Genomic DNA, 13,545 nt, shown 5'->3' on the forward strand with positions numbered 1-13,545 from the left:
GTCCCCAATCCTACCCTGACGTTAATGTGGTGAACGGACCCGCTTATTGTAATGGCTCTTAAGCCTCCTATCACCCAATATGTCTTGTTTCCGTCTATTCTCATTTGGTAAAGGTGGGCCTGGAAATTGCGAGACTCCTGCGGGAGAAAGAGGTAGGCGAGATCCCACAGAGAGCGTAGCGAACGAGGAAGCTCGGCAGCTCGCCCGCGGAAAGCGAGTGATTTCCAGGCCAACCTTTCGCTCTACTCAAGCTGACGGAAACGTCTCTATCTAACGTAATATTGAACAATCTCGTATTCACATCTTCCATATAAGGCGTATATGGAATGAAATCATCACTAAACATGAACAGAGCAAAAAGATATTAGTAGAAGGTGGGAGCGGTATGGAGTATGTGGCTTCTTTTGACATAGGAACGACAGGAATAAAAGGATGCCTTGTGAGTAGAGACGGCGAAATGGCTCATATGGCCTATGAGCCTATTCATACATATGAAGGGAAAAATGGAGAAGTCGAGCAAAGTCCAGATGACTGGTGGAATGGTGTGACGAGGATCTTTCAACAGTGGAAGGACCGAGATGCTAGCCTTACTAAAGGGATAGAAGCAATTACATTTAGCGGGCAAATGGAAGACGTCATTCCGGTTACAGCGGAAGGTTCCCCTGTTCGAAGAGCGATTCTGTATTCAGATGGAAGGGCCGTTGAGCAGGCTGAAGCTATACGTGAACATTGTGCTCCTTGGAGCGATAGCGTAGTCAATTCCATTACAGGAACGACGCCTGTGGCTAAGATCGCCTGGATGATGGAAAAAGAAATGGATCTTTATAATCTGACTTCGAAATTCCTTTTTAGTTCAAAAGATTACATCATTTATAAATTAACAGGAAGAGCTGTAGCTGATCCAACTACTTCTGCGACAACGGCCATGATGAACATCCACACGCGAGACTGGGAAGAAAAATGGGTGCGATTCAATGGCATCGATCTATCCAAGATGCCTTCACTAGTAGCTCCAGAACAGCGAGCGGGAAAGGTGATGGAGGACTTAGCATCCTCCCTCGGACTAGATGGAGATGTTGCGGTTTTCTGTGGAGTCGGAGATGCAGGTGCGACAACAATCGGTGCAGGAAATGTAAGAGAGGGAAGTATGTACGCATACCTTGGTACGACCGGTTGGGTGGCTACAACAAGCGCTGATTCGGCTTCAGAAGCTCCGTTTACATTGTCGCATTTAGCAGAGGATCGTCTAATTAGCATTGCTCCGGTACTTAATGCCGGCAATGTACATCACTGGGCTGTAGAAACGTATACGGATGATGTTTCAGACGAGGGGTATAAGGCTTTTGATGAAATGGTGGATGGAGCAGATCCAGGGAGTAAAGGCGTGTTGTTTCTGCCGTATTTACACGGGGAACGATCGCCTGTGCAAGATCCTGATGCAAAAGGGGCTTACATTGGCATAACAGGGAGTGTTGAGAGGCGTGATATGGCTCGTGCTGTTATGGAAGGACTCTCGTTTTCTATTAGACAACTGTTTGAAGATGTTACCACTTCAAAAGTGGAGTGGATTACATTAATTGGCGGAGGGAGTAAAAGCAAAGCCTGGTGCCAGTTGATTGCGGATGTTCTTCAGGTTCGGGTCCATGTTCCGAGGTTAGGTGAATACTTGCCCTCGTTCGGAGCAGCGTCAACAGCATTTGTCGGCCTTAGATGGTGTGAGGATTATGAAGCGTTTGTTGAGGATTACTTAAATCATTATGTTAATGTATATCACCCTAATGAGAGTGTTCAAGGAGTATACGATAAACAATATGGACAGTTTAAGAAGATTTATGAGCAAGTGCGAAAGATTGATGGTTGAAGAGAGAGGGCCATAGGGACAGGTCCCTCGTCCCTTCGTGTTCCGAATCAATTTGGTTAAAAGGGACAGTGTACCTGTCCCCCTTTCCCACAAAAAGAGGGCTGCCGGTGATCGGCAGCCCTTGTTTATTATTTTGTTAGAAAGTTCTCTGTATAATAAGGCTGAGCTTCTTCATTAAAAGCGACACCTACAGCCAAGCGCTCAAAATCCTTGTGCAAGATATTTTCCCTGTGGCCGATCGAGTTCATCAACCCTTCGTGTGCAAAGATACTACTAGATTGGCCTGCCGCTAAGTTTTCACCAGCCGTACGATAAGCAATCCCGTCTTCGGTCATACGGTCAAACGGAGACTGACCTTCAGGATTTGTGTGGCTGAAGTAGTTGTTTACAGCCATATCTTTACTATGATCGCGAGCAGTCGTCTTAACGGCTTCGTCCCAAGAGAGGACGCCTAAGCCGTGCTCGACGCGGGCAGCGTTTGTTAAATCAAACAATTGATACTCAAAGCCTTCTTTTAGCGCGGCACTTGGCTCACCGAAGAAGCCTTCCTTTTGCTGCTCCAGCTCTTCGCTAATAATTTGCACAGCGGTAACCGTATTCTGTTCGTGTTTATCATAAAATACAGTCACATAGCTCTGGTCTATATTAAATAAGTCATACTCGTCTTTGTTCTGGACTTGATAGCGAGTCAATCCTTTGCGGATGCTAGATTGAGAATCAGGCATGGCAGACTGGACGGACTGCTTGGAACTACCAATTTGGATGGACTCTTTAGATGAGACCAGGTCCTGATTCGTGTATAAGCCCACAACTTGATTCTGATCATTGTAAGCGACCATGAAGAAATTTTGATAGTTCTCATGATAGGCTACCCAGTTCACGCCGTATTCATTTAATGAAGCACGCTTGGGAGCTCCGGCTTGCTCTTCCACCGTTTGTCTCGTATCTCCAAGTTCAATATTGTGAACAGAGAAAGATTGATCAGATGGTGCATCTAACGATGGTTTCTCCACATCTGGAACTTCAGGGTTTGATCCTGGGGTTGGTTCTTCTCCGGTTAACCGATCAAATAAGGACTGCACTTCTAAAGAAATGGCGTTTACTGTCCGACGAACCTCAGGGTCCTGGCTGATCTCGACCACATCCGTTTTCATTTCTTCGTACACACCCTGCACGCCAGACTCGTTAAACGTATCACCATATATATACCACATACCCCCTGCAATAAGGAGTAGTAAAAACACTCTTCTTAATTTTGGCATTGTCTCACTCCTGCCTGAATCTTGAGTTGTTCTTATCATTGTAGCACTGTCTCTATCCAATATGCATCAAAGAAGGCGTTCCTAAACACTCTCCAAATAATGGAGCAGAGGGACATGTTCCTTGTCCCTTCGTGTTTCGAACTAATTTTGGTAGCTAAATAATTCGAGACGTGAGGAGGACAATGTACCTGTCCCTCTGACCCTGCTATACTTTTAATAGATTACATAAGAAAAGGAGCATCATAATGGCAAATATCAAATACGAAATTATTTCTGAAATCGGGGCGATCTCTGAAAATCCAAAGGGATGGAAGAAAGAACTGAATGAGGTAAGCTGGAACGGGCGTGAGCCAAAGTATGATCTGCGGGATTGGGCTCCGGATCATGAAAAGATGGGGAAATGTTTGACCCTTACAAAAGAAGAACTTGTGCAGTTAAAGCATATGTTAAATGCGCTGGATTTGGAAGATTAGGAAATGAGTAGGGAAGATAACAACCTGGCAAGCAAAGAACGCATTCTACATATGGTTGACCAGGAACTAACAAACTTAGTAGAGGAGCATAAACAAGAAGTTGATCAGTATGAACGTCAGCTCCGTCAAATGTCAGAGGAAATTTTAAAGTTACAAGAAGAGAACGAACGAATTCGTGTAATAGAAAGAACGACTAAGCAACAAAAGACAGACTTAGCCTCTGATCAGTCATTTGAAAGATTCAAACCGTTTATCACACATAATGTTATAGATCAGTGGATTGAAGCATCATCAGAAGAGGATGGGCGATTTATAATAGAGGTTTGTAAGAAATTTTGGATTAAAGGTGACATTGAAATGGTCACGACAATTTTCCGCAAACTTGCTCGTCGTCCTTATAGCTTATTCCATAATGACCATGAAATTGAAGAAAGCATTCAATTTTTGATGGAGCAGACTCTTGTAGATGACGAGATGTTGGAAGTGGTAAATGATGCGTTGGTTTGGGAGTTCTTTAATCTTATTATTCATCTTCATGAAGCTCCTTATCGAGACAAAATTTCTTATTTTATTTTCGATCATGCAGATAGCCTCACAGAGAATATCTATTATATGAATGAACCCTCAATTATGGTCATTTACCTACGTGCGCTTATGACTTATGATTTAAAGGATCTTCTGAAAGCGTCTCTTCATCATTTGATCGATGTAGAGTGGGAATATATTGAGGATGTTATAAAGAAGAAGGACGTCGCCTTTTTGTTTTGGTATAGTTACCTATTTGGTATGGAAGAAGCGTTTATAAATACCGTATCGCTTGAATGGTACTTCCCTAAAGAAGAAGAGAATGAAATTAAATTATTCAGGCTTCTAGAGAGACCTGTCAAGCTTTCAGAGGAAGACATTGAAGGATATATTAATCGTCTTAGGTCTTTGTTAAACGTAAAGGAAACAACATTGCTGAAAGAAAAGTTAAATAATGTTTCTGAGAATAGTTTTGCTTGGCCACATACAGAACTTACAGAAGACTCGACCTCAAAGGAGCATTCCTTGAATGAAAAGAGCGCTCTTAAAGAACTGGGCTACCAAATTAGTGGCTTAACACCGTCCTCAAGGTGGGAAATCCTCCAGAAGGCTGTCCCAGAACTCGGGTTAAGAAGAGTGGTCATGACTATTTCGTATAATATTAAATTACGAAAGGATCAGAAGAATGGGGCAGTTACGTATCAGCGTGCCATCGCAGAATGGGAACATGATCTGGCGAAGCTAAAAGAATGTTATTATCAAAAAGATTTTACATGGCCTAATCCATAAAGAGTTAGGCTTTTTAACTAAAGAGGAAGACCGAGAGTTTGCTATAATAGAAGAAAAAGAGGAGATTACAAGTGAAAGATCGATTCGACTTACCTCATGTCTTAGAACCGTACAGAGAACAATTGGCTAAAACTATGAAGCCTTACATAAGCATTACAACTGAGCTACGTAAGACAAACCTACGAGAAAGTAAGTTTGGAGGAAATCCGTATTTTCCTAAGGAATTGGACTATCCAAAAGACCTAGAAGGAGCAAATATGCGTCTCTTGGCGCAAATAAACTTTAGTGAACTTCCCCCTTTTGAAAGCTTTCCTGAATCAGGGATTCTGCAATTCTTTATTTCCCCTCATGATGACGTAATGGGGATCGATTTTGACGAAATGACGAATCAATCGTATTTTAAGGTTCTTTACCATGAAGAGGTTTCACAAGATGATGAGAACCTATTAGAGAATGTAGGGAACTATGAGATAAGCGAAGAATTTGATTTTCCTGTAGAATATGAGCTCTCACTTTCGTTTGAGATAGAACAAGAGCCCATTTCTTGTGAAGATTACCGAGTGGAAGATCAATTAGACGGTACGATCGATGAGCTACAAGACGAGGATTTTCATGGGGAAGATTTGTGGGAAGTATACTTTGAACACTTCTCTGGTGAAGGCCATAAAATAGGGGGCTATCCATACTTTACACAGAATGACCCTCGCGAAGAGGAAAAGCGCTACAAGGATCACGAAATCCTCCTCCTGCAGATCGATACAGAAGATGATAAAGGTATTATGTGGGGAGACGCAGGCGTTGCGAACTTCTTTATTAAGAAAGAAGACTTGGAAGGACGAAACTTTACAAATGTCGTGTATAACTGGGATTGTCACTAGAATGACAAAAGCCTTAACTTAACGTTAAGGCTTTTCATTTTGTTGGGGCAGAGGGACAGGTTCCTCGTCCCTTCGTGTATCGAACTTATTTGAGAATGCTTAAAGGGACAACGTACCTGTCCCCCTGTACCAATTTATGGTACATATGTTAAAATGTTTCTGGTATAATTTGGTGGTGTGTATGGAAGGGGGAGGTTTAGTTGAGGAAGACGAGTGATCTTGATCCAACGATTGTGAAAGTAGCGATCATTGTTGTAGGCGTTATATGTGCGGGGCTTCTTCCGCTTATTCTAGTAACGATCCTGCAGGATATATTCTACTTCTCTCGCGATCACATTTACTTTGAAGCGCCATTAGCAGCATACATTTGGGGTGGTTTTGCAATTCTATCAATCCCCATTTTTCTTGTGATCGATTTAATCGCTGGGAAGTGGAATGACAAATGGGGGAAGAAAGCGTTAGGCGTCCTAATGACTATTGGTGTAGTTGTGTTTAGCTTATCTATGTTGTTATCTGTCAGGTCCTATTTTTACTTCGATCCGAACGGGTTGCATGTAAATGGTGCATGGACTCTTGATGAGCACAATATCCACTGGAATCACGTAGAGGAAGTTGTGAAGAAAAACGAGAAGAAGAACGGAACTCTTTCTTTAAAAGAGGTTGATTTCGTAACCAAAAATGGAGAGGTCTATACAATTACAAACAACAAGAATTGGAGTGATTATCAGTACACGATTTATGACTACCTCGAAAAAGCTGATGTAACCATTACAGAGAAAAGAATAGAGGCTAAGTCTTAATAGAGTGCTGTCGTTCTAGCAAGCATGTATGTACATAATCCCCTAAGCAGAAGCCTGTTACAGCAATAAGCTGTAACAGGCTTTATTTAAATAGCTATCTGTAGGATTTCGTATAAATAGCTTCTACTGCGTTCTGAAGCGTTGAGTAGATAGCCATTTCTTTTGGCTTATCGTAGCTTGTGCTCCATTCTTTAGCTACAGCTGGTCGAATGCCTGTTAGCGTCACGTTAATGCCAATGAGCTTCACGGTTTCCATTAGCTTTTCAATCTTATTTAAGAACTCCAGGTCAACCGATCGTATAGCTGAGAAATCTAAGATCAGGTCGTGAATGTTCATTTTAGAAATATTTTCTACGCCTTTATCAAGGATGTAGTGAAATTCCAAGTTGTCGATAACCGGCTGTAGAGGGAAGAGGGCAATCTGGTTTGTCACGGGAATAATGGTAACCGACATGTCTTCCATATTCTTAACCAAATCTTGCTGTTTTTCATGATATGCGGTAACGTCTTGGAACTCTGCTAGTGCACCGATTCGTTCATTTCCTTCGGTAAGAGCTTTTGTCTTTAGTGAAAGGTAAAGGCGGTACTTCCCCCATTGATAAGGCATGGCGTCGAGCTCAACCTCTTCTCCTGTTGTTGCTGTTCTTTCTAGATGTCGAATGTCTTCAGGTGCGTCTTTGAAAAGATCATACACATTCTGTCCAATCGCTTCATCCTGATTCACTTCAAGCAAACATGCCCCAACTTCGTTCAATGCCGTAATGCGAAATTCCGTGTCGATCGCCAATATTCCAAACGAGAGGTGGTTCATCATTTGATTCGACATTTGGTTCATAAGAAACTCCCCTTAAAAGTAGATTGCGATTCCATTCAATGATTCCTTGACTATTAATATACGACAATAAGAATCCATCTACCTTTATACTACCTTTATTATTCTAGTAATGAAAATTTGGATGCCTAAAATTTAAGAAACGTTCATACTTTAAAGAACTTTTTATGAACAGTTACTCGTTTGAAGGGGTTCGAATAAAGCCAAAAGCTAGAACAAACAAGATTCCTAGTAAAATCATACCGATAATCAGTGCATCCAACAGATTTCCTTGATAAACAGAAAAACCGATTGGTGGGAGTGAAAACAGGAAGAATACAATAAAAGCCCTAATGAAAAGTGCTTTACTCATATAAAATCTCCTCTCTAACGTTGTAAAAGCCCCATACTCTTATAATGGGGCAATAGAGTCTTTCATTACTGATTCGTACCTTGAAGCTCTAATTTCTCTGCGATTTTGAGCAAATCTTCCTTTGACAATTCAGGGTTATGACTGAGAAGAGAATAACGAAGGCCATCTTCATCCCATGTTAAGCTCTGAATGACATCTGTTGTATATTCACCATCAACCCCACGAACTGTAACTTTTTCGGCAGATTCAAATCCCATACTCATGCTTTCTTCCGGAGTAGGGAAGACACTTAAGGTAAACTGAACCACATCTTCTTGTTTGTATTGAATGCTGATTTCTGTTCGATTCATACTCTCTACATCGAATTTTTCAACTTTATCAATCTTGTATTCTTCTTCAGGCAAGTAAAGGAAAGGTTGACCAAGGCCCTTTTGAGCATCCTCGAGTGTGACAGTTTCAGTCGGGTCTAAAGCGTCAAAAGGCAGTATTTCAACTCCTTCAGGTAAATCTAACGTAAACGTATTCTCGTTAAAAGAAGGATCGAGCTCAAGGTCTGTTACCGTATATTCGATTTTCATATCGCCACTTTTGGAAATGGTTTTAACGATCATCCAACTTTCTTTCTCAATCCAGTATTCCTCCTCACCTCGAAGGCTTCCTTTTTCTTTTGGTGTAGCTTTAATGTGATAGGTTTCGATCCCATTTACTTCTTCTTCGCCAAGCAATTCAATCGTGTGCGTCTTCCTTGTTTCGTTTAAGGTATTCTGGATTTGTTCACGTTGATTGGAGCCCATTAGGTTAGGGTTCGAAAGGTCAGGGGCTTCCATTTCATAAGCTTCTTTGTCTCCCTCGGTATAAAGGGTAACGGTTTCCCCGTCATTTAAAGATTTAGACTGCTTGCCGCTTTGGTCCACGGCAATGACTTTTGTTTTCATCGTTTCATAGTCCATCCATTGTTCCATGGAAGAATCATCGATTTGCTCCTCACCTTGATAGACATCAAACTGAGCTTTCATATGAAATCCCTTCAAGTCTTTCCCTTCTTCAACGGCGTTTGCCACAATCGCTTCTGGTGATAATCCATTTGCATCTTCCACTGAACATGCCCCCAATACGAATAATAGTAGTAATCCAATTGAGCTGATCCATTTATTCATGCTTTCCATCTCCTTTAGTTCGGTCAGTAAATGTCATTGTAAAGACAGTTCCTTTTCCTTCTGCCGACCAGGCGCTCATACGCCCGTTATGCCGTTCAACAATCATTTTAGCTATGCTTAAGCCAAGTCCTGAATTCATATCCTCTTGTTTCGATCGTGCAGGGTCCCCTTGATAGAAAGGGGTGAAAATCTTCTCAAGCTGGTCGGTTTGAATCGTAGTGCCTTCATTTTGAACGATAATCATCGACTTCCCCTCGCGCCACGATTGGAGGTTCTCCCTCACGTCTTCAAAAATCCAGTCCGGAAGAGAGGTGGAGGTGTCGTACGCCCCGATGCATATGGTTCCGTGAGGAGATGTATAGCGTGAAGCGTTGTTTATGAGGTTATCCATCACTCGAATCATTTGCCGATCATTCATGCAATAGGTTCCATGAAATTGGTTCTCTTTGTGTAATCGAATCGATTGTTGATGTAACGGCTCTTCGTATCCTTCAAACAACATCTCTATAAATTCAGGTCCATCAACAGGGCTTCGATCAAAGTGATACCCCGCTGATTGAAGCTGAGCAAAAGTCGTTAGATCTTCAATCATTCCTTGTAGGTAATGCGTTTTGGCAATGAGAGTACGTCCATATGTTTGTCGTTCTTCCTTACTCAAAGACGTTTCATCGGTAAGTGCCTCAGCATAGGCCCGTACTGATGTTAAGGGAGTCTTGATGTCGTGTGAGAGGGAGGCGATCATCGTTTGTTTTTCGAGTTGGGCTTTCTTTGTTTTCTCTTGAGCATCTTCAATATCCATCTGCATTCTTTCAAAGTGCTTCATCAGGTTTCCGATTTCGTCTTGTTTCTTGCGTTGGAACATAGTTGTTTTCTGAGTTGATGCAAACTCCTCCATACCTGTCATAAGCTGCTTCAATGGACGAGTAAACCGTTTATGCAAAAGCCAAATGACAAAACTATAGAGCGTGAGGAAGAAGAGTCCTAGAGTAATCAGCACCCACATTCGCCGATCTTCAACGCCTTCGATCCAGTCTGTTCGTTTCAGCTGAATTTCATAGATCCCTCTCATTGTTTCGTTTTGAAAGACAGGCTTTTTCACTGAAACCGTTTGGTAACTGAAATCATATTGGTAGAGATTCTTCAATACTTGAGATTTGTCTTGAAGCATCAACATGTGCTCAGGGTCATCTGAACGATAGACATACAGCCCGTCACTTCGGTAAAGGTTGATTTGTAAATCATCTCTCTTGCTCACCGATCCTAACTGGTCTTCTATATCTTCCCGAGGCTGCACGTTATAGAGAGAAGGATCGTCGAGCTGCTCTTCAATGGCTTGGATTTCAGATGTTAATTCAAATGAATCGACTAAACTTTGCTGGCCATCCCATTGTGTGAGTAAGAGGTAAAACCCATACGCTGCAGCTAAGGGGAGAATCATAACAAGTAAATACGTACCCATAAGCCAGGTTCTAATCTTCATGTTTGTTCTCCGATAAATCGATACCCTGTTCCCCAAACGGTTTCAATCCATTTGGGTTGTTTTACCTTTTCTCCTAGTTTCGTTCTGAGACTCTTTACGTGCACATTAATAGTGTTGTTTCCTTCGGTGTCCGCTTGATCCCAGATGTGTTCGTACAGTTCAGCTTTAGAGAATGTGCGATGTGGATGATCGGCCATTAATAGAAGAAGCTCATATTCTTTCGAAGTAAGTGGGATTACCCGTTCTTCAATCTTCACTAATCGCTTCGACACGTCGATTTCAAGGTTACCCGTATAAAGGGTGACAGAGGAAAGAACGCTCACACCTTGGAATCGCTGATACCTTCTTAAATGAGACTCAATTCGTGCCGTTAATTCACTAAGACTAAAAGGCTTTGTTATATAATCATCAGCCCCTAGTGATAACCCTTTTACTTTCTGCTTATCTTCTTGCCTGGCGCTTACGATTAAGAGAGGTACATCGCTTTTCAACCGAATGTTCTTGCACAACGTGAATCCATCCATTTCAGGGAGCATGAGATCGACTAACACTAATTGGTAGCGTTCCTTTTTAAAGTCCTCCCAACCCTCTTGCCCGGTTGATGCCCACGTCACTCCGTACCCTGTTCTCCTTAAATGGTCCCCGATAATCTTTGCGATCTCAGGGTCGTCTTCCACTAGTAGAATCCGTTCTTCTGTCATGTGTGGTGCCTCCTCTTACATCTTCATTGTAGTCGCTTAGACCTCGGTTATTTAAAATTTAATAAACATTTTATAATTTGTTTGAACATGGGTATTATACTAGATTTTGGATAGAAAAGAGAGGGAGTAAAATGTTGAGTTAAATTTTTAGTAAAAATTTATTGATTTATTTACTGAAAGGTTTTATCCTTAATGTGAAAGCGATTACGGTAACGAAGTTTCATATAGGATGATTAGGCATCGGGAGGGGTATACATGAATTTTCAGGATATAGAATCACAGTATAAACAAGTATTTGGTGGGGAAGAAGCTCGCATATTCTTCGCACCGGGACGTATTAACTTAATCGGGGAACATACGGACTATAATGGGGGCAATGTGTTCCCGGCGACGATAACGTATGGAACGTATGCGATCGCTAGTAAACGCTCTGATCGACAAGTGCGTTTGTATTCTATGAATTTCGAGGACAAGGGGATCATTTCTTTCTCTTTAGATGAACTGGATTACGTAGAGGATCATGAGTGGGCAAATTATCCAAAAGGTATGATTCGCTACTTACAAGAATCGGGACACAATCTTTCAGGTGGCGTTGACGTCTTATACTACGGAAACATTCCGAACGGAGCTGGCTTGTCTTCGTCTGCTTCTATTGAAATGGTGACGGGAGTTTTGCTGGAAGGGTTGTTTAACTTAGACATCAATCGTGTAGATATGGTGAAAATCGGTCAGCAGGTCGAGAACCAATTCATTGGTGTAAATAGTGGCATCATGGATCAGTTCGCCATTGGAATGGGAAAGAAAGGCTCAGGCATTTTGCTTGATTGCCATACATTAGAGTACGAGTATGCCCCACTAGAGTTAGAGAATGAGAAAGTAATCATTATGAACACCAATAAACGACGTGAGTTATCCTCGTCTAAATATAACGAAAGAAGACAAGAGTGTGACGAAGCAGTTCAACAACTACAAGAGCAGCTTGAGATTCAAACGCTCGGTGAGTTAACGGAGGAACAATTCGAACAGCATAAGCACCTGATTCAGAATGAAACAGTAAGAAAACGAGCGAAGCATGCTGTTTATGAAAATCAGCGTACCCTCAATGCTCTTCAAGCATTGAGAGATAAGGATTTGAATCGCTTTGGAAAACTGATGAACGAGTCGCACTTGTCTCTTCAACACGACTATGAGGTGACAGGGCAGGAGCTAGATACATTGGTTGAAGCGGCCTGGGATCAAAAAGGCGTAATCGGTGCTCGTATGACGGGGGCTGGATTCGGAGGTTGTGCCATTGCTATTGTTGAGGCGGATAAAGTTTCTTCCTTTATTGATGGAGTAGGAAACGTTTATCAAGACAAGATTGGCTACGAAGCAAGTTTCTATGTTGCTAGTATCGGAGACGGAGCAAGAGAAATAGAATCGGAAGAGGTGGTTGTATGAGTATATTAGTTCTAGGTGGAGCGGGTTACATTGGCTCTCACGCTGTAGCGCAGTTAGTTGATCGTGGATATGAAGTTGTCGTTGTAGACTCACTAGAAACAGGTCATAGAGGTGCGATTCATTCTAAAGCGACCTTTTACAACGGTGATATTCGAAATAGAGAATGGCTAAGAGAGGTTTTTCAACAAGAGGAGATTCAATCTGTTATACACTTTGCGGCCAATTCTTTAGTTGGGGAATCCATGGAGGATCCTCTTAAATATTTCGATAACAATGTGTACGGTACGCAAGTGTTGCTTCAGGTAATGAATGAATTTGGCGTGAAACAAATCGTCTTCTCTTCTACAGCTGCAACGTACGGAGAGCCTGATGTTGTTCCGATTACAGAAGACATGGTAACAAACCCGACCAATACGTATGGAGAAACGAAGTTAACAATGGAGAAAATGATGAAGTGGTGCGACAAAGCTTATGGGATTCAATTCGTTTCCCTTCGTTATTTCAACGTGGCTGGTGCGAGGCAGACAGCTGAGATCGGGGAAGATCATCACCCTGAGAGCCATCTCATTCCAATTGTTCTACAAGTGGCTCTTGGGCAACGAGATCATATCACGATCTTTGGTGATGACTACGATACTCATGATGGCACGTGTGTACGTGACTATATTCATGTTGAAGACCTAATTGATGCTCATATTCATGCGGTCGAATATTTAGATAACGGAGGCGAAAGCAACGTCTTTAATCTTGGGAGCAGCCAAGGATTTTCGGTGAAGGAAATCGTAGATACAGCCCGTGAAGTGACGGGACACGAGATTCCAGCTAAGATGGGGCCTCGCCGCGCAGGGGATCCTAGTAAGTTAATTGCTTCATCTGACAAAGCAAACTCCGTTCTTGGATGGGTTCCAAAACGAACCTCTATTCATCAGATTATTGAAGACGCTTGGCGCTGGCATCAGCAACATCCAAATGGATATAACGACAGGGGGCAGTGA

13 protein-coding genes are annotated in these 13,545 nt (G+C 42.1%); 7 read left to right on the forward strand and 6 right to left on the reverse strand.

The annotated features are described in order from the left end of the window. Positions 1-385 precede the first annotated feature (385 nt). Positions 386-1,861, forward strand: a complete 1,476-nt coding sequence (locus tag N780_RS15595) for a xylulokinase (RefSeq protein WP_036786298.1) — start codon at positions 386-388, stop codon at positions 1,859-1,861. A gap of 128 nt (positions 1,862-1,989) precedes the next feature. Here the strand turns inward: N780_RS15595 and N780_RS15600 are convergent, their stop codons facing one another. After that, positions 1,990-3,123: a CAP domain-containing protein gene (locus tag N780_RS15600; protein ID WP_036786303.1), complete on the reverse strand. Its 1,134-nt coding sequence runs from the start codon at positions 3,121-3,123 to the stop codon at positions 1,990-1,992. Between the two features lie 245 nt (positions 3,124-3,368). Here N780_RS15600 and N780_RS15605 point away from each other — a divergent pair, with 245 nt between their 5' ends. The 4 genes from N780_RS15605 (at position 3,369) to N780_RS15620 (ending at position 6,588) form a co-directional block, all read left to right on the forward strand. Next, on the forward strand, positions 3,369-3,596 hold the full coding sequence (locus N780_RS15605) for a YdbC family protein (RefSeq protein WP_036786305.1): 228 nt from the start codon (positions 3,369-3,371) through the stop codon (positions 3,594-3,596). Between the two features lie 3 nt (positions 3,597-3,599). Next, complete coding sequence (locus N780_RS15610) at positions 3,600-4,910, forward strand: hypothetical protein (protein WP_036786307.1); 1,311 nt, start codon at positions 3,600-3,602, stop codon at positions 4,908-4,910. 71 nt (positions 4,911-4,981) lie between these two features. After that, the gene (locus tag N780_RS15615; protein WP_036786309.1) at positions 4,982-5,788 is read left to right on the forward strand and encodes a YwqG family protein; all 807 of its coding nucleotides are present in this window, start codon (positions 4,982-4,984) and stop codon (positions 5,786-5,788) included. 200 nt (positions 5,789-5,988) lie between these two features. Continuing rightward, a complete protein-coding gene (locus N780_RS15620; protein WP_036786311.1) occupies positions 5,989-6,588 on the forward strand; it encodes a hypothetical protein in 600 nt (199 codons plus the stop codon). A gap of 94 nt (positions 6,589-6,682) precedes the next feature. On the opposite strand, the gene N780_RS15625 is transcribed toward N780_RS15620, so the two are convergent. The 5 genes from N780_RS15625 to N780_RS15640 form a co-directional block, all read right to left on the reverse strand. Further along, positions 6,683-7,423, reverse strand: coding sequence for an STAS domain-containing protein (locus tag N780_RS15625; RefSeq protein ID WP_036786312.1), 741 nt, complete (start codon positions 7,421-7,423; stop codon positions 6,683-6,685). A 172-nt stretch (positions 7,424-7,595) separates the two neighbouring features. Continuing rightward, a complete protein-coding gene (locus N780_RS19945; RefSeq protein WP_156969205.1) occupies positions 7,596-7,772 on the reverse strand; it encodes a hypothetical protein in 177 nt (58 codons plus the stop codon). A 65-nt stretch (positions 7,773-7,837) separates the two neighbouring features. Beyond that, complete coding sequence (locus N780_RS15630; protein WP_036786314.1) at positions 7,838-8,929, reverse strand: outer membrane lipoprotein-sorting protein; 1,092 nt, start codon at positions 8,927-8,929, stop codon at positions 7,838-7,840. Continuing rightward, positions 8,922-10,409, reverse strand: coding sequence for a sensor histidine kinase (locus N780_RS15635; RefSeq protein ID WP_052115119.1), 1,488 nt, complete (start codon positions 10,407-10,409; stop codon positions 8,922-8,924). The genes N780_RS15630 and N780_RS15635 overlap by 8 nt, the downstream gene beginning before the upstream one ends. Continuing rightward, positions 10,406-11,110 (reverse strand): response regulator transcription factor, encoded by a 705-nt coding sequence (locus N780_RS15640; RefSeq protein ID WP_036786316.1) that lies wholly within the window; start codon positions 11,108-11,110, stop codon positions 10,406-10,408. The genes N780_RS15635 and N780_RS15640 overlap by 4 nt, the downstream gene beginning before the upstream one ends. Positions 11,111-11,365: 255 nt before the next feature. Here N780_RS15640 and N780_RS15645 point away from each other — a divergent pair, with 255 nt between their 5' ends. Next, positions 11,366-12,550, forward strand: coding sequence for a galactokinase (locus tag N780_RS15645; RefSeq protein ID WP_036786318.1), 1,185 nt, complete (start codon positions 11,366-11,368; stop codon positions 12,548-12,550). After that, the gene (galE, locus tag N780_RS15650; RefSeq protein WP_036786320.1) at positions 12,547-13,545 is read left to right on the forward strand and encodes a UDP-glucose 4-epimerase GalE; all 999 of its coding nucleotides are present in this window, start codon (positions 12,547-12,549) and stop codon (positions 13,543-13,545) included. The genes N780_RS15645 and galE overlap by 4 nt, the downstream gene beginning before the upstream one ends.

The organism is Pontibacillus chungwhensis BH030062 (assembly GCF_000770675.1).
Lineage (GTDB): Bacteria > Bacillota > Bacilli > Bacillales > BH030062 > Pontibacillus > Pontibacillus chungwhensis.